This is a genomic window from Pseudomonas sp. RIT778 (assembly GCF_019718735.1).
GTDB classification, from domain to species: Bacteria; Pseudomonadota; Gammaproteobacteria; order Pseudomonadales; family Pseudomonadaceae; genus Aquipseudomonas; species Aquipseudomonas aphyarum.
The window spans coordinates 48,450-69,013 of record NZ_JAIHBA010000026.1 but is presented as its reverse complement, the minus strand read 5'-3'; the positions used below and the strand labels follow the sequence as shown (position 1 = coordinate 69,013).

21 protein-coding genes are annotated in these 20,564 nt (G+C 60.0%); 11 read left to right on the top strand and 10 right to left on the bottom strand.

The window, feature by feature from the left end:
- Nucleotide 1: 1 nt before the first annotated feature.
- Nucleotides 2–442 (bottom strand): type II 3-dehydroquinate dehydratase, encoded by a 441-nt coding sequence (gene aroQ / locus K5E37_RS18955; protein ID WP_011336043.1) that lies wholly within the window; start codon nt 440–442, stop codon nt 2–4.
- Nucleotides 443–583: 141 nt separating this feature from the next.
- The gene (locus tag K5E37_RS18950) at nt 584–1,495 is read right to left on the bottom strand and encodes a LysR family transcriptional regulator (protein WP_221534818.1); all 912 of its coding nucleotides are present in this window, start codon (nt 1,493–1,495) and stop codon (nt 584–586) included.
- A gap of 203 nt (nt 1,496–1,698) precedes the next feature.
- Here K5E37_RS18950 and K5E37_RS18945 point away from each other — a divergent pair, with 203 nt between their 5' ends.
- Together K5E37_RS18945 and K5E37_RS18940 are read left to right on the top strand one after the other, a co-directional pair.
- Complete coding sequence (locus K5E37_RS18945; RefSeq protein WP_085608721.1) at nt 1,699–2,127, top strand: DUF4160 domain-containing protein; 429 nt, start codon at nt 1,699–1,701, stop codon at nt 2,125–2,127.
- On the top strand, nt 2,124–2,570 hold the full coding sequence (locus K5E37_RS18940) for a hypothetical protein (RefSeq protein WP_007951001.1): 447 nt from the start codon (nt 2,124–2,126) through the stop codon (nt 2,568–2,570). Before K5E37_RS18945 ends, K5E37_RS18940 begins: the two co-directional genes overlap by 4 nt.
- A gap of 55 nt (nt 2,571–2,625) precedes the next feature.
- Here the strand turns inward: K5E37_RS18940 and trmA are convergent, their stop codons facing one another.
- The gene (gene trmA / locus K5E37_RS18935; RefSeq protein WP_221534817.1) at nt 2,626–3,705 is read right to left on the bottom strand and encodes a tRNA (uridine(54)-C5)-methyltransferase TrmA; all 1,080 of its coding nucleotides are present in this window, start codon (nt 3,703–3,705) and stop codon (nt 2,626–2,628) included.
- Nucleotides 3,702–4,997, bottom strand: coding sequence for an NCS2 family permease (locus tag K5E37_RS18930; protein WP_085608719.1), 1,296 nt, complete (start codon nt 4,995–4,997; stop codon nt 3,702–3,704). Before K5E37_RS18930 ends, trmA begins: the two co-directional genes overlap by 4 nt.
- Nucleotides 4,998–5,217: 220 nt before the next feature.
- Here K5E37_RS18930 and K5E37_RS18925 point away from each other — a divergent pair, with 220 nt between their 5' ends.
- Together K5E37_RS18925 and K5E37_RS18920 are read left to right on the top strand one after the other, a co-directional pair.
- Entirely contained in the window at nt 5,218–5,667 is a 450-nt protein-coding gene (locus K5E37_RS18925) for a DUF4879 domain-containing protein (protein WP_221534816.1), read from the top strand.
- 67 nt (nt 5,668–5,734) lie between these two features.
- The gene (locus K5E37_RS18920) at nt 5,735–6,286 is read left to right on the top strand and encodes a DJ-1 family glyoxalase III (protein WP_221534815.1); all 552 of its coding nucleotides are present in this window, start codon (nt 5,735–5,737) and stop codon (nt 6,284–6,286) included.
- A 5-nt stretch (nt 6,287–6,291) separates the two neighbouring features.
- Here the strand turns inward: K5E37_RS18920 and K5E37_RS18915 are convergent, their stop codons facing one another.
- Together K5E37_RS18915 and K5E37_RS18910 are read right to left on the bottom strand one after the other, a co-directional pair.
- Nucleotides 6,292–6,579, bottom strand: a complete 288-nt coding sequence (locus K5E37_RS18915; protein ID WP_221534814.1) for a HigA family addiction module antitoxin — start codon at nt 6,577–6,579, stop codon at nt 6,292–6,294.
- 120 nt (nt 6,580–6,699) lie between these two features.
- Complete coding sequence (locus tag K5E37_RS18910; RefSeq protein WP_221534813.1) at nt 6,700–7,938, bottom strand: MFS transporter; 1,239 nt, start codon at nt 7,936–7,938, stop codon at nt 6,700–6,702.
- A gap of 400 nt (nt 7,939–8,338) precedes the next feature.
- On the opposite strand from K5E37_RS18910, the gene K5E37_RS18905 reads away from it, so the two are divergent.
- The 3 genes from K5E37_RS18905 (at nt 8,339) to K5E37_RS18895 (ending at nt 11,031) form a co-directional block, all read left to right on the top strand.
- The gene (locus tag K5E37_RS18905; RefSeq protein WP_007950994.1) at nt 8,339–9,775 is read left to right on the top strand and encodes a cytochrome ubiquinol oxidase subunit I; all 1,437 of its coding nucleotides are present in this window, start codon (nt 8,339–8,341) and stop codon (nt 9,773–9,775) included.
- Nucleotides 9,776–9,778: 3 nt separating this feature from the next.
- Nucleotides 9,779–10,786 carry a cytochrome d ubiquinol oxidase subunit II gene (gene cydB, locus K5E37_RS18900; protein ID WP_103303629.1) on the top strand — a complete coding sequence of 336 codons (1,008 nt, stop codon included), beginning with the start codon at nt 9,779–9,781 and terminating at the stop codon, nt 10,784–10,786.
- A 77-nt stretch (nt 10,787–10,863) separates the two neighbouring features.
- The gene (locus tag K5E37_RS18895; RefSeq protein WP_007950992.1) at nt 10,864–11,031 is read left to right on the top strand and encodes a DUF2474 domain-containing protein; all 168 of its coding nucleotides are present in this window, start codon (nt 10,864–10,866) and stop codon (nt 11,029–11,031) included.
- Between the two features lie 69 nt (nt 11,032–11,100).
- Here K5E37_RS18895 and K5E37_RS18890 read toward each other — a convergent pair whose 3' ends face one another.
- On the bottom strand, nt 11,101–12,225 hold the full coding sequence (locus K5E37_RS18890; RefSeq protein ID WP_085608715.1) for a class I SAM-dependent methyltransferase: 1,125 nt from the start codon (nt 12,223–12,225) through the stop codon (nt 11,101–11,103).
- Between the two features lie 175 nt (nt 12,226–12,400).
- Nucleotides 12,401–13,039 (bottom strand): autoinducer binding domain-containing protein, encoded by a 639-nt coding sequence (locus tag K5E37_RS29600; RefSeq protein ID WP_409348068.1) that lies wholly within the window; start codon nt 13,037–13,039, stop codon nt 12,401–12,403.
- A 365-nt stretch (nt 13,040–13,404) separates the two neighbouring features.
- Between K5E37_RS29600 and K5E37_RS18880 the strand changes: the two genes are divergently transcribed.
- Nucleotides 13,405–14,181, top strand: coding sequence for a ferredoxin--NADP reductase (locus K5E37_RS18880; protein ID WP_221534812.1), 777 nt, complete (start codon nt 13,405–13,407; stop codon nt 14,179–14,181).
- Between the two features lie 32 nt (nt 14,182–14,213).
- Here the strand turns inward: K5E37_RS18880 and mscL are convergent, their stop codons facing one another.
- Complete coding sequence (mscL, locus tag K5E37_RS18875) at nt 14,214–14,627, bottom strand: large-conductance mechanosensitive channel protein MscL (RefSeq protein WP_085608712.1); 414 nt, start codon at nt 14,625–14,627, stop codon at nt 14,214–14,216.
- Nucleotides 14,628–14,912: 285 nt separating this feature from the next.
- On the opposite strand from mscL, the gene katB reads away from it, so the two are divergent.
- Both katB and radA read left to right on the top strand, forming a co-directional pair.
- On the top strand, nt 14,913–16,451 hold the full coding sequence (gene katB / locus K5E37_RS18870) for a catalase KatB (protein WP_221534811.1): 1,539 nt from the start codon (nt 14,913–14,915) through the stop codon (nt 16,449–16,451).
- 143 nt (nt 16,452–16,594) lie between these two features.
- Entirely contained in the window at nt 16,595–17,962 is a 1,368-nt protein-coding gene (gene radA / locus K5E37_RS18865) for a DNA repair protein RadA (RefSeq protein WP_007950985.1), read from the top strand.
- Here radA and K5E37_RS18860 read toward each other — a convergent pair whose 3' ends face one another.
- Nucleotides 17,963–18,331 (bottom strand): PilZ domain-containing protein, encoded by a 369-nt coding sequence (locus K5E37_RS18860; protein WP_064599557.1) that lies wholly within the window; start codon nt 18,329–18,331, stop codon nt 17,963–17,965.
- A gap of 159 nt (nt 18,332–18,490) precedes the next feature.
- Between K5E37_RS18860 and K5E37_RS18855 the strand changes: the two genes are divergently transcribed.
- Nucleotides 18,491–20,557, top strand: a complete 2,067-nt coding sequence (locus tag K5E37_RS18855) for a carbon starvation CstA family protein (RefSeq protein WP_007950983.1) — start codon at nt 18,491–18,493, stop codon at nt 20,555–20,557.
- Nucleotides 20,558–20,564: the final 7 nt, after the last annotated feature.

Genomic DNA, 20,564 nt, shown 5'->3' with positions numbered 1-20,564 from the left:
ATCACCCCTTCAGCCGCTGGCTGAAATGTTCCAGGGCCAGGCGATAGCCGTGGCTGCCGAAGCCGCACATCACCGCCGTGGCGATGGCCGAGACGAACGAGTGGTGACGGAACGGCTCACGGGCGTGGACGTTGGACAGGTGCACTTCGATCACCGGCAATTCGCTGGCGACCAGGGCATCGCGAATCGCTACCGAGGTGTGAGTCCAGGCGGCCGGGTTGATCACGATGCCGGCGCAACGCTGGCGGGCGCCGTGAATCCAGTCGAGCAATTCGCCTTCGTGGTTGGTCTGGCGAAACTCCACGGCCAGGCCGAACTCTTCGGCGGCGCGCCCGCACAGGGCAGAGATGTCGGCCAGAGTTTCGTGACCATAGGTCGCCGGTTCACGGGTGCCGAGCAGGTTCAGGTTCGGGCCGTTGAGCACCAGAACGATAGGGGGCATGGGGGCAAACTCCACTTATTGTTTTTGGCTTGGGCCGAGGGTTTCGACCTGTGGAGTTAAATTGTACTAGATGGTTACTTTAATCAATTGCTCTGCATCGACAGCTTGGTTTTGTGTGCGGTGATCGCACACAGGTGAGAATCAGTGCGGCAATTGCTCCACCAGAAAATCGATGAAAGCCCTGACGCGCAGCGGCATGTGGCGATTCTGCGGGTACAGCAACGTGAATGGCCGCGAGCGTCCACTGTAGGGTTTGAGCACTTCTATCAGCGAGCCGTCGGCCAGTTCCTTTTCCACAATGAAGCGATAGGTCTGGAACAACCCGGCACCGTGCCTGGCCAGGGTCACGCCACCGAGCACATCGTCGGAACAGCAAAAATTGCCCTCGGCGAGGATTTCCCGTGGCGCGTCTTCGTCGTAAAACAGCCAGGTGATCCGCCGCCCACTGCTGGGCAGTTCGTACTGAATGCATTCGTGTTGTTCGAGATCTTCCAGGGACTGCGGCGTGCCCGCGCGTTTCAGGTAGTCGGGGCTGGCAACCATCACCAGCGCCGCATCTTCCAGATGCCGGGCGATCAGGCCGGAATCGGGAATCGCCCGCACGCGGATCGCCATGTCGTAACCCTCGCCGACGAAATCGATGTTGCGGTTGCTGATGTGCATGTCGACCTTCACCTGCGGGAAGCGCGCACGAAAGGCCGGCAGCAGCGGCAGGATCCGATGATGGGCGTAAGTCGTAGGAATACTGATACGCAGGGTGCCGGACGGTTCCTGCTGCTGGCCCATGACTTCCCGTTGCGCCTCGACCAGTTGCGCCAGCGCCTGGCGGCACTCTTCGTAGTAGCGCCGGCCGCTGTCGGTCAGCTTCACGCTGCGGGTGGTGCGTGCAAACAGCCGCACGCCCAGGCGTTCCTCCATGCGTGATACCGAGCGGCTCACTGCTGCCGGCGTCACCGACGCCGCCTGCGCCGCGCCGGTGAAACTGCCGCACTCGGCGGCCAGGCAAAACAACTCGATGCTGCCCAGCTGAAGATCGTCGAAGTGTCGCTGCATGATTGATTACACCGGGGAATGAGTCTTCGTATGTAGCAAATGCGCGGCCGCTGCGAAAGAACTGCTTACCATTTTGCGCGGGGCTTTTGTGGCTCCCGCACTAGGCTCGAAAGGTAACGGCCACAGCAGGCGTTGGCGCCGATGGTCGGATTTGCCAGGGAATGGCAAGTGTTGAAACTTTTAAACCTAACGGATGGGTTAGCATGAAGGTATGCAGTTACAAAGGACTGTCAGTGGTGATCATGTTGCGTGACGAACATTGTCCGCCCCACGCACATGTGGATGCAGGGGCCTGGAGCGCTCGCTTCAAATTCAGTTTCTGGCACAACGGCGTCGAACTGTGGGATGTCGTGCCGTTGTCGCATCGACCGCCGGTTGCCCTGCTTGAAGGACTGCGCCAGTCGTTGCGTGAAACCGATCATCTGCGGCGGGCGCGCTGGATCTGGTGGACTCGATTGCGCACCGCCTGTCTCGACAATCAGTGGTGGGACGGGCAGTCGAATCAGGTGGCGGTGCTGCGGGAGGTTACCAGCACGAGTTTCAGGATCGGATCGGCGTATTACGAGCCTGAGGTCAACAAAACCCTGTTGGCCCTGGTCGGCGCTCACGAAGGAGTGGAAATAGAATTATGAAAACAGTCAAAGCCGCGTTGCACGCGGATCGGCCCGTCACGGAAAAGCGTCTTGATGAAGCTGTCGACCGTGGCGGCGTGCGCCGTCGCAGCAGCCTGCAAGCCGTGTCGGTGGCCTTTCAGAAACCCTGCCTGGTGATTCACTTCGAGGACGACAGCGGCGTATTGCTGCCAGTGAATCTCTACCGGGAATTCGATGATTTCGAACCGCAAGACTTCAGCGGATTGCACGTCGGCTTTGCCGGCACCGCGCTGTGCCACGACGGCAAGGATCTGCAGGTTTCCATCGCCGGCATGATCTCGGCCAGTCAACCATTGATGGCCATGGCCGCCTCGGTGATCGCTTCGCGCAATGGTCGCCAGAGCAGCACCGCGAAAGCTGAAGCTGCGCGGGCCAACGGCAGGAAGGGCGGGCGCCCGCGCAAGATTGATCCGGTGTTATGAACAGGCACAAAAAAGCCGTCGGTCAGGACGGCTTTCTTGTATCTGGCACCTGCGATCAACGTCGGGTCAACAGCACGCCGGATTCCATGTGGTGAGTCCACGGGAACTGATCGAACAGCGCGCAGCGGGTGATGCGGTGCGTGTCGTGCAGTTGGGCGATGTTGGCTGCCAGCGTGTCCGGGTTGCAGGAGATGTACAGGATGTTGTCGAAGCGCCGGGTCAGTTCGCAGGTGTCCGGGTCCATGCCGGCCCGTGGCGGGTCGACGAACACGCTGCCGAACTCGTAGCTTTTCAGGTCGATGCCGTGCAGGCGACGGAACGGGCGAACTTCGTTCAGGGCTTCGGTCAGCTCTTCGGCGGACAGGCGCACCAGAGTGACGTTATCCACAGCGTTTTCGGCGAGGTTGCTCAACGCGGCGTTGACCGAGGTCTTGCTGATTTCGGTGGCCAGCACTTTGCGCACGCGGGTTGCCAGCGGCAGGGTGAAGTTGCCGTTGCCGCAGTACAGCTCCAGCAGATCGTCGCTGCGATCGCCCAGTGCTTCGTATGCCCAGTTGAGCATCTTCTGGTTCACGGTGCCGTTGGGTTGGGTGAACGCGCCTTCCGGTTGGCGATAGCTGAATGTGCGACCGCCAACTTCGAGTTTCTCGACCACGTAATCGAGGCCGAGCACTTCGCGCTTGCCCTTGGAGCGACCGATGATGCTGACGCCCAGATCCGCCGCCAGTTTGGTGGCTGCCGCGTGCCAGTGCTCGTCCAGCGGACGGTGATAGCACAGGGTGATCATCGCGTCGCCGGCCAGGGTGGTCAGAAACTCCACCTGGAACAACTTGTGGCTCAGCGCCGCGCTGGCCTGCCAGGCAGCCTTCAATTGCGGCATCAGCTGGTTGATGCGCAGGCTGGCGATCGGGAATTCCTCGATCAGGATCGGCGTGCGTTTGTCGTCCTGGGAAAACATCGCGTAATGACGTTCACCGCCCTCGCGCCACAGGCGGAATTCGGCGCGCAGACGGAAGTTCTGCAAAGGCGAGTCGAAAATTGTCGGCTCCGGTGCATCGAACGGGGCCAGCAGGTCACGCAGGCGCGTGACCTTGTCTTCGAGTTGTGCGGCGTAGGCCTGGGAATCAAAAGTCATGCGTTGAACCAACCCAGCTTGATCACGAACAGAATCGACAGGATCACCAGCGCCGGGTTCAGCTCACGGGCGCGGCCGGACAGCAGTTTGATCGCAGTCCAGGCGATGAAGCCGAAGGCGATGCCGTTGGCGATGGAATAGGTGAAAGGCATCGCCAGAGCGGTGACCACAACCGGCGCGGCGACGGTGATGTCTTCCCAGTCTATTTCCGCCAGGCCCGAAGTCATCAGCACGGCGACGAACAGCAGCGCCGGCGCGGTGGCGAACGCCGGTACGCTGGAGGCCAGCGGCGAGAAGAACAACGCCAGCAGGAACAGGATCGCGACGACGATGGCGGTCAGGCCGGTGCGGCCCCCGGCGCTCACGCCCGCAGCGGATTCGATGTAGCTGGTGGTGGTCGAGGTACCCAGCAGCGAACCGGCCATTGCAGCGGTACTGTCGGCGATCAGCGCACGGCCCATTTTCGGCATGTGGCCGTCCTTGCCCATCAGGCCGGCGCGCTTGGCGACGCCGATCAGGGTGCCGGAGTTGTCGAACAGGTCAACGAACAGGAAGGCGAAAATCACGCTGACCAGACCAATGTCCAGTGCGCCCTTGATGTCCAGTTGCAGGAAGGTCGGGGCCAGCGAAGGTGGCATCGAGGTCACGCCGCCGAACGGGGTGAAGCCCATCACGATGGAAACGATGGTCACCGCGAGAATGCCGATCAGCACTGCGCCGCGCACTTTCAGGGCTTCAAGGGCAACGATCAGGGCGAAACCGAGAGTGGCGAGGATCGGGGCCGGTTGTTTCAGGTCGCCGAGGCCAACCATGGTCGCCTGGTTACTGACCACGATACCGGCGTTGTGCAGGGCGATCAGCGCCAGGAACAGGCCGATACCGGCAGCAATTGCCGAACGCAGCGGCAGCGGGATGCTGTTGATGATCCACTCACGGATGCGGAAGATCGACAGCAGGAAGAAGCACACGGCCGAAATGAACACCGCGCCCAGCGCTACCTGCCAGGTGTGGCCCATGTGCAGCACGACGGTGTAGGTAAAGAAGGCGTTCAGACCCATGCCCGGTGCGAGGGCGATCGGGTAGTTGGCGATCAGGCCCATGACCGTGGAGCCGATGGCGGCTGCCAGGCACGTGGCGACGAACACCGCGCCTTTGTCCATGCCGGTCTCGCCGAGGATGCTCGGGTTGACGAACAGAATGTAGGCCATGGCCAGGAAGGTCGTGACGCCCGCGAGAATCTCGGTTCGCACGTTGGTGTTGTGTGCCTTGAGTTGAAACAGCCTTTCCAGCATGTCTGCTCCCCGTGGCGCGCGTGGCGCCGTGAATGTATCGACCTCAACAGCAAAGCACAGACCGTCGCAAGCGCCTGGAAAATTGTGGTGGGCCGGAAAAAGCCGCGCATCATACCAGCAGCGTGAGGAAGATGGCGGATGTTGGTGTCGATCGTCGGCGAAGTTTTGCACCACGGCCAAGTACGCCATACTGCGCGCTGTTTTTTCGGGGATGGATCGCATGAACAAGGGTTGGATGAAGACCGCTGGACTGATTGCCTTGCTGCTGGCCGGTGTACCGGCGGCACTCGCAGCGTCGGCACCGCCATTGAGCGAGGTGAAAGTCATCAAGGTTCAGTCGTCGTCCTGCGGGCTCGAAGACATTACCGATGGCCAGGTGCAGACCCGTTGCGATCACAGCGCGCCGGGCATCAAGGTGTACGTGCTGGAAATCGGTTATGGCCAGAGTCAGCCTCAGGCGGCGCTGGACGGTTTCGAAGTGAACGGCACCCGGAGTCCGGTCTGTGCCTTCGATAATGGCAACCTGACCGAATGCACGCCAGGCGCGAAGACCGTCGGTTCGCTGTACACCTTCGATCTGGCGGCCCGTCAGGAAGGCACCTTTACCTTCAGCAACACCTCGATCAACGCCCCGCGCAACACGATGTCGACCCAGCTTTACATCAAGTAACGGCTGTCGCCGAACAGGGCAGGGCAAAGCTGACTACGCTTTAAAGATCACCCAGCGGATGGCGCCCATGACCTTTAGAGCCCTGATTACCCTCGCCGATGGCATCGATGATCTGCAATGCGTGACCCTGATCGACGTGCTGCGCCGCGCCGGCATCGAAGTGGTGGCGGCCAGCATCGAAGGCCGGCGCATGCTGACCTGCGCCCGGGGCACGCGACTGACCGCCGACGGCATGCTCATTGATGTGCTGGCGCAGACCTTCGACCTGATCGTCCTGCCGGGCGGAGCGGTCGGCGCACAACACCTGGCCGCGCACCAGCCTCTGCAACAACTGCTCAAGGACCAGGCCAGTGCCGGACGACTTTTCGCCGCCATCGCCGAAGCCCCGGCGGTCGCCCTGCAAAGCTTCGGTGTATTACGTCAACGCCGGATGACCTGCCTGCCCGCCACTAGCCATAACCTCTCCGGTTGCACGTTTGTTGATCAACCGGTAGTGGTGGACGGCAATTGCATCACCGCCCAAGGTTCCGGCGCCGTGCTCGCGTTTGCGCTGACGCTGGTCGAGCAACTGGCGGGCAAGGCCGTCAGAGCGAAAGTGGCGGGGGAGTTGCTGGCCTGAGAAGGTCAGGCGTGAGCAGCGATTGGTTGAATGGCTGGCTGCTCACGGTGCTCGGCTTGCCAAAGGTCGTAATCGGTTTGAACGCCTAGCCACATGCGAGCCTTGCCAATCCCCGCGCGTTCCAGTCGTACGGCCAGATCCGGGCTGATCGGCGCATGTCCGTGCAAGACGCGAGATAGATGAGGACGAGCGAATCCCAGATGCCGAGCCAATTCGGTCACGCTGATGCCAAGGTCCGGCAATACATCCATCAACAGTGTTTCACCGGGGTGCGGCGGGTTGTGCATGGGCATAGGATTTGATCATGCGCCGAGTGTAAGGCGATACATTACACTCAATGCGGTTTCTATGTACCGCATCTTTTCGAGCTGATTGTGTTTGGCGGGTTAGCTGCGTAGGTGGCAGCGGTGTAGCTAGGCCTTCACCTCTTCCACTGGCACATGCATCCGGTCGCGGTTGGCCAGGGTCGGGAACAGTTTGATCCAGGTTCCGGTCACCACCAGCGTGCCGATGCCGCCCATCACCACTGCCGGCACGGTGCCGAACCAGTGCGCGGTGAGGCCGGATTCGAATTCGCCCAACTGGTTCGAGGCACCGATGAACAGGCCGTTCACCGCGCTGACCCGGCCGCGCATTTCGTCCGGGGTTTCCAGTTGCACGAACGAGGCGCGGATCACCATGCTGATCATGTCCGCCGCGCCGAGCACCACCAGCACCGCCAGCGAGAACCAGAACGAGGTCGAGAGACCGAAGGCGATGGTGGCGACACCGAACACGCCGACGGCAGTGAACATCACCCGACCGACGTTTCGCTCAACGGCAAACCGCGCCAGGAACAACGACATCATCAACGCCCCGACCGCCGGTGCCGAGCGCAACAGCCCCAGCCCCCACGGCCCTGTCAGCAGAATGTCCTTGGCGAACACCGGCAACAGCGCCGTAGCGCCGCCGAGCAGCACGGCGAACAGATCCAGCGAAATCGCCCCGAGAATGTCCGGGCGGCTGCGAATGAAACGAATCCCCGCCAGCAACGAATCCAGCGTCGCTTTGCCTTTGTTCAGCGGAGTTTGCCGTGCAGGCAGGTTGAGCATCAGGGTGCAGGCGATGACATACAGAATGACCGTCGGGCCATAGACCCACACGCTGCCGAAGGCATAAAGAAGACCGCCGAGCGCCGGGGCGACGATGGTGGCCGATTGCTGTGCAGATTGCGCGGCGGCGACCGCCCGTGGGAACAATGCGCTGGGCACGATGCTCGGCAGCAGCGCCTGAGTGGTCGGCATTTCGAACGAGCGCGCGGCGCCCAGCAAGAACGCCAGAATAAAGATCATTTCCCGGGTGACATGGTCGGTGGCGCTGCCGATGGCCAGTGCCAGGGCAATCAGTGCCTGCAACGACTGGCAGATCGCCGCGACCTTGCGCCGGTCGTAGCGATCGGCAACGTGGCCGGTGTGCAGCATGAACAATACGCGTGGCGCGAATTCCACCAGTCCGACCAGACCCAGGTCGAGCACGTTGCCGGTCAGTTGATAGAGATTCCAGCCGATCGCCACGGTGAGCATCTGAAAACCGCTGGCGGTGAAGATCCGGGCAAACCAGAACGCAAGAAAGGCACGGTGGTGACGTAACAGCAAGGGCTCTTGGCTGGGCATTTGCGGGCCGGTCTTGATCGAGGGGAACCGCGAGATTATCACCAGTCTGTAACAGGAAGTTGCTATGACAAAAAATTTAGTTAGCCAGACATCGATTTTTCCGCGCCCGGACACCGAACCCGGCCACCGATGTATTTCAGGGCGTTGCCAGGACTGTGAGGCAACTTGTCACGCGGCAAAAGACCACGCGGTTCCCCGTCGGAAATGGGACTACTCTTTCAACGTTGATTGATCCAGATCAAGACCCTTCGCGGAACTGATCCGGGACCCGTCGGCAGACTCCCTGCGTCGCGATGCCTGTAAAAAGAAGAACGAATCCGAGTTCGCCGCACTCCATACCCGTGGGGGCAGTGGTCCAAGGCCGCCAGTCTTGGAACCGTTATCTGATAGAGGAAAGCTTATGTTCGGTTTAGAGGCCCTGGATCTCGCCCGAATTCAGTTCGCGTTCACCATCTCGTTCCACATCCTGTTCCCGGCGATCACCATCGGTCTTGCGAGCTATCTCGCGGTGCTGGAAGGCCTGTGGCTGAAAACCGGCAACGACACCTACCGTGACCTCTACCATTTCTGGTCGAAGATCTTTGCCGTCAACTTCGGCATGGGCGTGGTCTCGGGACTGGTCATGGCCTACCAGTTCGGCACCAACTGGAGTCGCTTCTCGGACTTCGCCGGTTCCGTCACCGGCCCGTTGCTGACGTATGAAGTACTCACGGCGTTCTTCCTCGAAGCCGGTTTCCTGGGCGTCATGCTGTTCGGCTGGAACAAGGTCGGACGCAAGCTGCACTTTTTCTCCACGGTCATGGTGGCCATCGGTACGTTGATTTCGACGTTCTGGATTCTCGCCTCCAACAGCTGGATGCAGACGCCACAGGGCTTCGAGATCGTCAACGGCCAAGTGATCCCGACCGACTGGCTGGCAATCATCTTCAACCCGTCGTTCCCGTATCGCCTGATGCACATGGCGACGGCGGCGTTCGTCGCGACGGCCTTCTTCGTCGGCTCGTCGGCGGCCTGGCACTTGCTGCGCGGCAAGGACAACCCGGCGATCCGCACCATGTTGTCGATGGCGATGTGGATGGCGCTGATCGTTGCGCCGATCCAGGCGGTCATCGGTGACTTCCACGGTCTCAACACCCTCAAGCATCAGCCGGCAAAAATCGCCGCGATCGAAGGTCACTGGGAAAACCATGGCAATGAGGCGACGCCGCTGATCCTGTTCGGCTGGCCGGACATGAAGGAAGAGAGAACCAAATATGCGGTCGAGATCCCGTACCTCGGCAGCCTGATCCTGACGCACTCGCTGGACAAGCAAGTCCCGGCGCTCAAGGAATTCCCGCCGGAAGACCGGCCGAATTCGACCATCGTGTTCTGGTCGTTCCGGATCATGGTCGGCCTCGGCTTCCTGATGATCTTCACCGGCCTCTGGAGCCTGTGGCTGCGCAAGCGCGACACGCTCTACACCTCGCGGCCGTTCCTGTACCTGGCGCTGTGGATGGGGCCGTCCGGTCTGATCGCGATCCTGGCGGGCTGGTTCACCACTGAAATCGGTCGTCAGCCGTGGGTGGTCTACGGGCTGATGCGCACGGCGGATGCGTCGTCCAACCACAGTTTCATGCAGATGAGCATCACGCTGATCATGTTCGTGGTGGTGTACTTCGCGCTGTTCGGTGCGGGTCTGGGCTACATGATGCGCCTGGTGCGCAAAGGGCCGAAGACCGACGAAGGCAAGGAAACCAACGACGGTGGTCCTGGCCAGAAACGCACGCCGGCCCGTCCGTTGTCCGCTGCCGACGACGATGGCGCCGAACACGACCGCAGCCTGACCAAGGAGATTTGAGTCATGGGTATTGATCTTCCGCTGATCTGGGCCGTGATCATCATCTTCGGGATCATGATGTACGTGGTCATGGACGGTTTCGACCTGGGGATCGGGATTCTCTTCCCGTTCATCCCGGGCAAAGTCGACCGTGACGTGATGATGAACACCGTCGCCCCGGTATGGGACGGCAATGAAACCTGGCTGGTACTGGGCGGCGCGGCTTTGTTTGGTGCGTTCCCGCTGGCCTATTCGGTGGTGCTGTCGGCGCTGTACCTGCCACTGATCTTCATGCTGATCGGGCTGATTTTCCGCGGCGTGGCGTTCGAGTTCCGCTTCAAGGCCAAGGACGACAAGCGTCACCTGTGGGACAAGGCGTTCATCGGTGGGTCGGTGGCGGCGACGTTCTTCCAGGGCGTGGCGCTTGGCGCGTTCATCGACGGCTTGCCCGTGGTCAACCGGCAATACGCCGGTGGTTCACTGGACTGGCTGACGCCGTTCACGCTGTTCTGCGGTGCCGCGCTGGTGGTGGCGTATGCCTTGCTCGGCTGCACTTGGCTGATCATGAAGACCGAAGGCAAGTTGCAGGAACAGATGCATAACCTGGCGCGTCCTCTGGCCTTCGTGCTGCTGGCGGTGATTGGCGTCGTCAGCCTCTGGACGCCGCTGGCCCATCCGGAAATTGCGACGCGCTGGTTCAGCATGCCGAATCTGTTCTGGTTCATGCCGGTGCCGATTCTGGTGCTGGTGACGATGTACGGTCTGATCCGCGCGGTGGCGCGCAATGCCAACTACATGCCGTTCCTGTTGACCCTGGTGCTGATCTTCCTCGGCTACAGCGGTCTGGGCATCAGCCTGTGGCCGAACATCGTGCCGCCGTCGATCTCGATCTGGGACGCCGCTGCACCGCCGCAAAGCCAGGGCTTCATGCTGGTGGGCACGCTGTTCATCATCCCGTTCATCCTGGGTTACACCTTCTGGAGCTACTACGTGTTCCGCGGCAAGGTCACCCACGAAGACGGTTATCACTAAGCAAAACCCTGTGGGAGCGAGCTTGCTCGCGATGGCGTCGGTAGCGGCGCCATCCATCTTGAAGAGGTTTAAAGAAAATGACCGGCAAACATTCCCTGCACGACATTGAAGAAGCCGAAAAAAAGCCGCTGTGGCAGCGGCTCGGCTGGTTGGCCATGATCTGGGTCGGCAGCGTCGGTGCACTGTTCATCGTCGCCAGCCTGATGCGCATGTTCATGAATGCAGCAGGCCTGACCACGCACTGAGACTTCCCATCCCGCTGCCTTGAGGCACGGATTTTTGACCCTCCGACCGGAGGGTTTTTTTTGCCCGGATTATTTGCGCGCCTTGAGGATCACGAACTTCGGCGTAGCCGCGACTTGCTCGACACCCCGGAACAGCCGCGCCAGTTTGCTGTGATAACCCAGGTGACGGTTGCCGACGATGTACAGCGCACCGCCGACGACCAGCGCTTCGCGGGCCTGCTGGAACATGCGCCAGGCGAGGAAGTCGCCGACCACCTGTTGCTGGTGGAACGGCGGGTTGCACAGCACCACGTCCAGCGACTGTGCCTCCTGGCCGGCCAGACCGTCGCCGGCGCGCACGATCACTTCACGCTCACCCAGCGCCGCGCGCCAGTTTTCGGCTGCTGATTGCACGGCCATGAACGATTCATCCACCAGCGTGTAATGCGCATCGGGGTTTTGCAGGGCGCTGGCGATGGCCAGTACGCCGTTGCCGCAGCCGAGGTCTGCGACTTGTGCCGAGCCAAGGTTTTTCGGCAGGTGCGGAAGGAAGGCGCGGGTGCCGATGTCCAGGCCTTCACGGCAGAACACGTTGGCGTGGTTGAGCAGTTCGATGGCCGGCTCGTCGAGGCGATAACGGGTCGGGTAGGGCGAGACGGCGGGTGCCTTGGCCTCGGGCGTGGCGATCAGCAAACGTGCCTTTTTCACCGCCAGTGAAGCCTGAACCGGGCCGATGTAGCGTTCCAGCAGGTCACCTGCGGCACGAGGCAAATGCTTGACCATCGCCGCTGCTACCACCTGAGCGCCGGGTGCCAATTGACCCTGCAAGCGAATCAGTTGCTCTTCCAGCAGCGCCAGGGTTTTCGGGACGCGGATCAGCACCCGGTCGAACGGCCCGACCAAGGGCTCGCTGGCGGGAATACCGCGCAGCGCATCGAATGCCTGACCGTTACGCAGCAGGTTCTTTTCCAGCCCCTGAAACGCCAGGAACGAATCACCGCTGGTGCTGACCTGCACCTTGCCCGAGAGGCTGATGGCCAGTGCGCCGAAACTGTCGTTGAGCACCAATACTCGGGTATCCGCCGGCAGATTCTGTTCGGCCAGATGATTGAGCAAGTACTCGTCGGCTGCGTCGAAGGCTTGCAGCGGTTCGTTCTGCTGTTCGGGCTGGCGGATCAGATCGAGCTGGGCGAAGGGCGTATCGAGCAAAGGCATGAGGCGGGGACTCTGGGTAATCGACGGATGTCCCGCAGCCCAGGGTGTCGTGCGGCGGAACCGACCGAGTGGACAACGGCGTGAACGGTCACGACATCACTCAGGAAGGCTGCAAATGGTACGTTTTTTTTGTTGGCAATACTCGTCTGATTTCAGTGCAGTGGAAGAGGGCGGCCTAGAGATATCCGGCCTTGGAGGCGGCGATGACGGCTGACATCTTGTTGCAGGCGTTGAATTTGGTGATCAGATTTTTGATGTGATAGTTCACGGTCCGTTCCGCGACATTCAGGATCTGACCGATTTCCCAGGCTGTCTTGCCCAAGGCGCACAGCTTCACGATTTCGAGTTCCCGTATAGACAATCGTACGGGCGGTGGTTTGGCCAGCATTGGCGGGAACGCGATGAGGAACAACGCGCACAAGTGTTGCAAGACGTATTGCAACACACCGTATTGATCGTACAGTTCCAATGCGAAAACTTCGCAATAGGGCCGCGCCAGGCTGATTGTGCAGCACAAGTCATTTTTTTCGTCGTGAAACGACTGCGACCAGCCGTGTTCCATCCTGTGATTTTGAAGCGCACTCCACATGAGCGGTGTCTTCGAGAAGGCTTTCCTGCTCCAGAGAAATGGCAGCATGGACTTGTGGCAGTATTCGGTTATCGGGTCATTTGCGCTGAAATTGTTTTGATATTCCTCATTCCAAGCCGGTGTGAAGTTGTTGATAAAAAAGGGTTTGAATGACGTAGTGCCAGGTCGCGAGACTTTAATGCCGCAATACTGGAATCCAATATTGTTGGCAAAATTTCTTAAAATCGGGAAAGCGTTATCGATTTCCTTCGCGCGAGTAATCTATTCTATCTGGGACTCCTTCCACCTTTCCATTTTGGGATGTTCTCCATAAACCAGTTCGCGGGAGTGTCTATTGGATCCAAAGGGACGGACACGCAGACGAGTGTAGGACGCTTCTTACGAGTCGCTTGGATTTTTTTGTTCTTGGAGAGTGAATCTGTTTGGAATATCTACACCAGTCGTTTATATGGGGTTGTTCATATAAATGTTTGACCTCCAAGTTAGTAGATTTCCTGTAATGGTGGCACTTTGAGATGCCATTACAAACTGTCGGTGTTCCAGTGCGTAATTATGAGTAACAATCGGTTCATTGTTGATGGAGTGAATCGATGACCGCCAGCAGCGAAAAATTCAGCCGCCAGACATTGCTCGATGTACAACCGCTGACCCCGAACCTGTTCACCCTGCGTACTACGCGGGATACCGGTTTCCGCTTTCGCGCCGGGCAATTCGCCCGGATTGGCGTGACCCGTGAGGACGGCAGTACGGTGTGGCGCGCCTATTCGATGGTGTCTTCGCCGTTCGACGAGTTTCTGGAATTCTTTTCCATCGTGGTGCCGGGTGGTGAGTTCACCAGCGAACTGAGCCGGCTGAAAGCAGGGGATACCTTGCTGATCGAGCGTCAGGCCTTTGGTTATCTGACGCTGGATCGTTTTGTCGATGGTCGGGATCTCTGGCTGTTATCCACAGGCACGGGGGTGGCACCGTTTCTGTCGATCCTTCAGGACTTCGAAGTCTGGGAAAAGTTTGAACGAATCATTCTGGTCTACAGCGTGCGAGAGGCTCGAGAGCTGGCTTATCAAACACTGATTGCCGAGCTGACGCAGCGTGACTACCTGACCGAATATGCACACAAATTCCAGTTCATTCCGGTGGTCACCCGTGAACCGTATGCGGGCGCCCTCAACGGACGCATCACCACGCTGATCGAAAATGGCGAGCTGGAGAGGGTGGCAGGCGTCGAGCTGACCCCTGCGCATTCGCGGGTCATGCTCTGCGGTAATCCCCAGATGATCGATGACACCCGGGCCTTGCTCAAGCAACGCGGCATGGCCTTGAGTCTGACGCGGCGACCGGGACAGGTGGCGGTGGAAAACTACTGGTAAGAAAACGGCGCCCTCAGGCGCCGTTTAAGTGTTCAAGGCCGGTTGTTCTGAGCCTTGAGCAGATCGCGGATCTCGCCCAGCAGTTCTTCTTCCTTGGTCGGTACCGGCGGCAGGGTAGGCGCCACGGCTTCTTCGCGCTTCAGGCGGTTGATGGCTTTGACGCCCATGAAGATCGCGAAGGCTACGATCACGAAGTCAAGAACGCTCTGGATGAATTTGCCGTAGGCCAGCACCACCGCAGGGGCAGTGCCCTCGGCAGCTTTCAGCGTAATGGCCAGGTCACTGAAATCCACCCCGCCAATCAGCAGGCCGATGGGCGGCATGATCACGTCGCCGACAAACGACGAAACGATCTTGCCGAAGGCCGCACCGATAATGATACCGACGGCCATGTCGACCACATTGCCTTTGACCGCGAAGGCCTTGAACTCGCTGAGCACGCCCATAGTTATTTCCTTGTTACAGATGAGTTTGGTGTACGCAGTGTAAATCAGCATAACGCGTCCTGCGCGTAACACCTTCTTACAAAGCCTGTTTTTATCGACACACCATTTCGCAATTAGTTTGCAAAGTGCCACTAATCGCGCGCGGAATACGCCTCAAACCGCTGATTCCGAAGAAAAAATATTCAATCACGGCGTTGTGATCTTTCTATTTAGGTTTGGCGAATCGAGCTTCTAGCCTCTGTCTGGCGCACCTGGATGCGCCTCAAAAAAACAGAGGAACCTGAAATGAATTCCACGCTTGGTTCAGGGGTTATTCCCCGTCGCACCGTTGGTGTATTGGCCGCCAGCCTGTTGACCCTTTCCGTGAATGCCGCGCCGCTGACCCGTGACAACGGTGCGGCGGTCGGCGACAACCAGAACTCGCAAACCGCCGGCGCCAACGGCCCGGTACTGTTGCAGGACGTGCAACTGATCCAGAAGCTGCAACGCTTCGACCGCGAGCGCATTCCCGAACGCGTTGTGCATGCCCGAGGCACTGGTGCCCATGGTACGTTCACTGCGACCAACGATCTGAGCGATCTGAGCAAGGCCAAGGTGTTTACTGCCGGCCAGGTCACGCCGGTGTTCGTGCGTTTCTCGGCGGTGGTTCACGGCAATCACTCTCCGGAAACCCTGCGTGACCCTCGGGGTTTCGCGACCAAGTTCTACACCGCCGACGGTAATTGGGATCTGGTGGGTAACAATTTCCCGACGTTCTTCATCCGCGATGCGATCAAGTTCCCGGACATGGTGCATGCCTTCAAGCCCGATCCGCGTACTAACCTTGACGATGACTCGCGCCGCTTCGACTTCTTCTCCCATGTACCGGAAGCCACCCGTACTTTGACCGAGCTGTATTCCAACTCGGGAACCCCGGCCAGTTATCGGGAGATGGATGGCAATAGTGTGCACGCCTACAAGTTGGTCAATGCCAAGGGCGATGTGCACTATGTGAAGTTTCACTGGAAAAGTTTGCAGGGCATCAAGAATCTCGATCCGCAACAAGTTGTGCAAGTTCAGGGCCGGGATTACAGTCACATGACTCACGACTTAGTAACAAATATTAACAAAGGTAATTTTCCCAAGTGGGACTTGTACGTCCAAGTCTTGAATCCGCAAGATTTGTCCAAGTTTGATTTCGATCCTCTTGATGCAACCAAGATCTGGCCAGGTATTCCTGAGCGAAAAGTTGGACAAATGGTCTTGAACCGCAATCCTGCGAATGTATTCCAGGAAACCGAACAAGTGGCCATGGCACCCTCGAATGTGGTGCCGGGCATCGAGCCTTCGGAAGACCGCCTGCTGCAAGGCCGGATATTTGCCTATGCCGATACGCAAATGTATCGCCTCGGCGCCAACGCCCTGCAATTGCCGATCAATGCCGCCAAAACCGCCGTCAACAATGGCAATCAGGATGGCGCGATGAATGTTGGTGCGAGCAGCTCGGGCGTCAACTATCAGCCAAGCCGTCTGCAACCTCGTGAAGAGACGCCAGGTGCGCGATACAGCCAGACCGCGCTGCAGGGCAGCACGCAACAGGCGAAGATCCAGCGTGAGCAGAACTTCAAACAGGCCGGTGATCTGTATCGCTCGTTCAGCAAGAAGGAACGTCAGGATCTGATCGAGAGCTTCGGCGGTTCGCTGGCGGGCGCCGATGACGAGAGCAAGCACATCATGCTGTCCTTCCTCTATAAGGCGGATCCGGAATACGGCGCCGGTGTGACCAAAGTGGCCAAGGGTGATCTGGATCGGGTCAAGGCCCTGGCGGCCAAACTGGTCGACTGACAGCGGCCCTTTCAAGCCCCGGCAATTGCCGGGGACTGACCGGCAGCAGCGCCGCGCGTCTGGCCAGCGGAGAAATCCGTCCCGGCGCGCCGCGCTGATCGACGATGGCTGCGTTATCATCGCGGTTTTTGTCGGGGGTTCAGATGGCCAAGGCCAAGCGCATGTACGGCTGCACCGAGTGCGGCGCAACCTTTCCCAAGTGGGCCGGGCAGTGCGGCGAATGCGGCGCCTGGAACACCCTGACCGAAACCATGGTCGAGAGCGGCGGTGCCGCCGCCCCGAGCGGGCGTACCGGCTGGGCCGGGCAGCAGGCCCAGATCAAGACCCTGGCCGAAGTCAGCATCGAAGAGATTCCGCGTTTTTCCACAGCCTCCGGCGAGCTGGACCGAGTGCTCGGCGGTGGTCTGGTGGACGGTTCGGTGGTGCTGATCGGCGGCGATCCCGGCATCGGCAAATCAACGATCCTTTTGCAGACCCTGTGCAACCTCGCCAAGAGCATGCCGGCGCTGTACGTCACCGGTGAGGAATCCCAGCAACAGGTCGCCATGCGCGCGCGCCGCCTGGGCCTGCCGCAGGATCAACTGCGGGTCATGACCGAAACCTGTATCGAAACCATCATCGCCACCGCCCGTCAGGAAAAACCCAAGGTGATGGTGATCGACTCGATCCAGACGATCTTCACCGAACAACTGCAATCGGCGCCGGGCGGCGTGTCCCAGGTACGCGAAAGTGCGGCGTTGCTGGTGCGTTACGCCAAGCAAAGCGGCACGGCGATTTTCCTGGTCGGCCACGTGACCAAGGAAGGCGCGCTCGCAGGGCCGCGGGTTCTGGAGCACATGGTCGATACCGTGCTGTATTTCGAAGGCGAGTCCGACGGTCGGTTGCGTTTGCTGCGAGCGGTGAAAAACCGTTTCGGCGCGGTCAACGAGCTGGGCGTGTTCGGCATGACCGACAAGGGCCTGAAGGAAGTCTCCAACCCTTCGGCGATTTTTCTCACCCGCGCTCAGGAAGAAGTCCCGGGCAGTGTGGTGATGGCAACGTGGGAAGGCACCCGGCCGATGCTGGTGGAAGTTCAGGCGCTGGTGGATGACAGCCATCTGGCCAATCCGCGCCGGGTGACGCTGGGTCTGGATCAGAATCGTCTGGCGATGCTGTTGGCGGTGCTGCACCGTCATGGCGGCATTCCGACTCACGATCAGGACGTTTTCCTCAACGTGGTCGGCGGGGTGAAAGTACTGGAAACCGCGTCTGACCTGGCGTTGATGGCCGCCGTCATGTCGAGCCTGCGCAACCGGCCGTTGCCCCATGACTTGCTGGTGTTCGGTGAAGTCGGCCTGTCCGGCGAAGTGCGCCCGGTACCGAGCGGTCAGGAGCGATTGAAGGAAGCCGCCAAGCACGGCTTCAAGCGTGCGATCGTGCCCAAGGGCAACGCGCCGAAGGAAGCACCGCCAGGCTTGCAGATCATTGCGGTGACACGTCTGGAGCAGGCGCTGGACTCGTTGTTCGAGTGATCAGACGTCTATCAGCGCCCCAAGCTCGCGTTCCAGTTCGGTTTCGTCGGCCAGATTGAGTTCGATCAAGCGACGCAGGCGCTGAATCGACTCCAGGCTGATATGCCGGCACACGAAACCGAGCTGGCCGTGATCTTCATGAGCCAGTTGCACATCCATCTCGATGTGCACGTCCTCGCTCAGATGAATGTCGACGAAAAAATCCTGCTCGGGATTGCCCAGCCAGGGCTCGGGCCGCTCGATCAGCAGCCCCTTGAGCGACAGGTCGATCAGCTTCACCGGCCAGATATATTCGCCCTGGCTCAATTCGGTTCTGGCATCGAACGCGATACGTTTGAAGCGGCGACGCTCGGACGGGTGCTCGCTCATGGCGCAATCCTCAGGAAGGTCAGCTGACTATAGACCCGACCGGCGGGGTGATGCCAACGAATGGACTGTCTAGACCAATGTCGGGGTATGGCCTTTGCCGCCAGTAGCGCTAAACTCGGGGTGGCTGTCTTTCTTGTCCACCCTGGCTGGAATAATAAAATGAAAAATAATAATAGCCTGCTACGCCACTTACCCTGGCTGCTGCTGGCAATCGTAGGAGCGTGCGCCCTTGGCGTAGTGGCATTGCGCCGAGGCGAGGCGATCAACGCCTTGTGGATTGTGGTCGCCGCCGTGGCCATCTATCTGGTTGCGTACCGTTACTACAGTCTGTTCATCGCTAACAATGTGATGCAACTCGATCCGCGTCGGGCCACCCCCGCCGTGCTCAACAACGACGGTCTGGACTACGTTCCGACCAACAAACACATTCTCTTCGGTCACCACTTCGCGGCCATCGCCGGCGCGGGGCCGCTGGTCGGCCCGGTACTGGCGGCGCAGATGGGCTATCTGCCCGGCACGCTGTGGCTGATTGCCGGCGTGGTGCTGGCGGGCGCGGTGCAGGACTTCATGGTCCTGTTCATGTCGACCCGTCGCAACGGCCGTTCCCTGGGCGACATGGTGCGAGAAGAAATGGGCCGTATCCCCGGCACCATCGCGCTGTTCGGCTGCTTCCTGATCATGATCATCATCCTCGCGGTGCTGGCGCTGATCGTGGTGAAAGCCCTGGCTGAAAGCCCGTGGGGCATCTTCACCGTGATGGCGACCATCCCGATCGCGATGTTCATGGGCATCTACATGCGCTACATCCGTCCGGGCCGCATCGGCGAGATCTCGGTAGTCGGCGTGTTGCTGCTGCTGGGTTCGATCTGGCTGGGCGGGCAGATTGCCGCCGATCCGGTCTGGGCCAAGGCCTTCACCTTCACTGGCGTGCAGATTACCTGGATGCTGGTCGGTTACGGTTTCGTCGCCGCTTCGCTACCGGTGTGGCTGATTCTGGCGCCGCGTGACTACCTCTCCACTTTCCTCAAGATCGGTACCATCGTCGCTCTGGCGATCGGCATCCTGGTGACCATGCCCGAGCTGAAAATGCCGGCCCTGACCCAGTTCGTCGACGGCACCGGTCCGGTGTGGAAGGGCGGTCTGTTCCCGTTCCTGTTCATCACCATCGCTTGCGGTGCGGTCTCCGGTTTCCACGCGCTGATCTCTTCCGGGACCACGCCGAAACTGCTGGATAACGAAACCAACGCCCGCTACATCGGTTACGGCGGCATGCTGATGGAATCGTTCGTGGCCATCATGGCCATGGTCGCTGCCTCGGTGATCGAGCCTGGCGTGTACTTCGCCATGAACAGCCCGGCCGCCGTGGTCGGCGGTGACGTGGTGTCTGTGGCAACCGCAGTCAGCAACTGGGGCTTTGCAATTACCCCGGAAGCCCTGCAAGCCGTGGCGCATGACATCGGCGAAACCACCATCCTGGCCCGTGCCGGTGGTGCGCCGACCCTGGCGGTCGGTATCGCGCAGATCCTGCACAGTGTGCTGCCGGGTGAAAACACCATGGCGTTCTGGTACCACTTCGCGATCCTGTTCGAAGCGCTTTTCATCCTGACCGCAGTCGATGCCGGTACCCGTGCCGGTCGCTTCATGCTGCAGGACCTGCTCGGCTCCTTCGTACCGGCGCTGAAACGTACCGAATCCTGGTCCGCCAACCTGATCGCCACCGCCGGTTGTGTGGCGATGTGGGGCTGGTTGCTGTATCAGGGCGTGGTCGATCCACTGGGCGGTATCAACACCTTGTGGCCGCTGTTCGGCATCTCCAACCAGATGCTGGCGGGTATCGCGCTGATGCTCGGCACCGTGGTCCTGATCAAGATGAAGCGCCAGCGCTACATCTGGGTCACCCTGCTGCCGGCCACCTGGCTGCTGATCTGCACCACGACCGCTGGCTTCATCAAGCTGTTCGACGCCAACCCGGCGATCGGCTTCCTGTCGCTGGCCAAAAAGTACAGCGATGCACTGGCCAACGGTCAGGTGCTGGCGCCGGCGAAAAGCGTCGAGCAGATGCAGCACGTGATCTTCAACGCCTACACCAACGCTACATTGACCGCGCTGTTCCTGTTCGTGGTATTCAGCATCCTGTTCTATGCGCTCAAGGTCGGCATCGCCGCCTGGGGCAAAAAAGAGCGTACGGATAAAGAATCGCCATTCCAGGCCCTGCCGGACGCGTAACCAGAGG

Coding starts and splice junctions, on each gene's coding strand:
- K5E37_RS18905 (WP_007950994.1), top strand. CDS start 8,339: ATGTTCGGTTTAGAGGCCCTGGATCTCGCCCGAATTCAGTTCGCGTTC.
- K5E37_RS18860 (WP_064599557.1), bottom strand. CDS start 18,331: ATGAGCGAGCACCCGTCCGAGCGTCGCCGCTTCAAACGTATCGCGTTC.
- K5E37_RS18890 (WP_085608715.1), bottom strand. CDS start 12,225: ATGCCTTTGCTCGATACGCCCTTCGCCCAGCTCGATCTGATCCGCCAG.
- K5E37_RS18940 (WP_007951001.1), top strand. CDS start 2,124: ATGAAAACAGTCAAAGCCGCGTTGCACGCGGATCGGCCCGTCACGGAA.
- radA (WP_007950985.1), top strand. CDS start 16,595: ATGGCCAAGGCCAAGCGCATGTACGGCTGCACCGAGTGCGGCGCAACC.
- K5E37_RS18950 (WP_221534818.1), bottom strand. CDS start 1,495: ATGCAGCGACACTTCGACGATCTTCAGCTGGGCAGCATCGAGTTGTTT.
- aroQ (WP_011336043.1), bottom strand. CDS start 442: ATGCCCCCTATCGTTCTGGTGCTCAACGGCCCGAACCTGAACCTGCTC.
- K5E37_RS18930 (WP_085608719.1), bottom strand. CDS start 4,997: ATGCTGGAAAGGCTGTTTCAACTCAAGGCACACAACACCAACGTGCGA.
- K5E37_RS18945 (WP_085608721.1), top strand. CDS start 1,699: ATGAAGGTATGCAGTTACAAAGGACTGTCAGTGGTGATCATGTTGCGT.
- K5E37_RS18880 (WP_221534812.1), top strand. CDS start 13,405: ATGACCGCCAGCAGCGAAAAATTCAGCCGCCAGACATTGCTCGATGTA.
- K5E37_RS18925 (WP_221534816.1), top strand. CDS start 5,218: ATGAACAAGGGTTGGATGAAGACCGCTGGACTGATTGCCTTGCTGCTG.
- cydB (WP_103303629.1), top strand. CDS start 9,779: ATGGGTATTGATCTTCCGCTGATCTGGGCCGTGATCATCATCTTCGGG.
- K5E37_RS18920 (WP_221534815.1), top strand. CDS start 5,735: ATGACCTTTAGAGCCCTGATTACCCTCGCCGATGGCATCGATGATCTG.
- trmA (WP_221534817.1), bottom strand. CDS start 3,705: ATGACTTTTGATTCCCAGGCCTACGCCGCACAACTCGAAGACAAGGTC.
- katB (WP_221534811.1), top strand. CDS start 14,913: ATGAATTCCACGCTTGGTTCAGGGGTTATTCCCCGTCGCACCGTTGGT.
- K5E37_RS18915 (WP_221534814.1), bottom strand. CDS start 6,579: ATGCCCATGCACAACCCGCCGCACCCCGGTGAAACACTGTTGATGGAT.
- K5E37_RS18910 (WP_221534813.1), bottom strand. CDS start 7,938: ATGCCCAGCCAAGAGCCCTTGCTGTTACGTCACCACCGTGCCTTTCTT.
- mscL (WP_085608712.1), bottom strand. CDS start 14,627: ATGGGCGTGCTCAGCGAGTTCAAGGCCTTCGCGGTCAAAGGCAATGTG.
- K5E37_RS18895 (WP_007950992.1), top strand. CDS start 10,864: ATGACCGGCAAACATTCCCTGCACGACATTGAAGAAGCCGAAAAAAAG.
- K5E37_RS18855 (WP_007950983.1), top strand. CDS start 18,491: ATGAAAAATAATAATAGCCTGCTACGCCACTTACCCTGGCTGCTGCTG.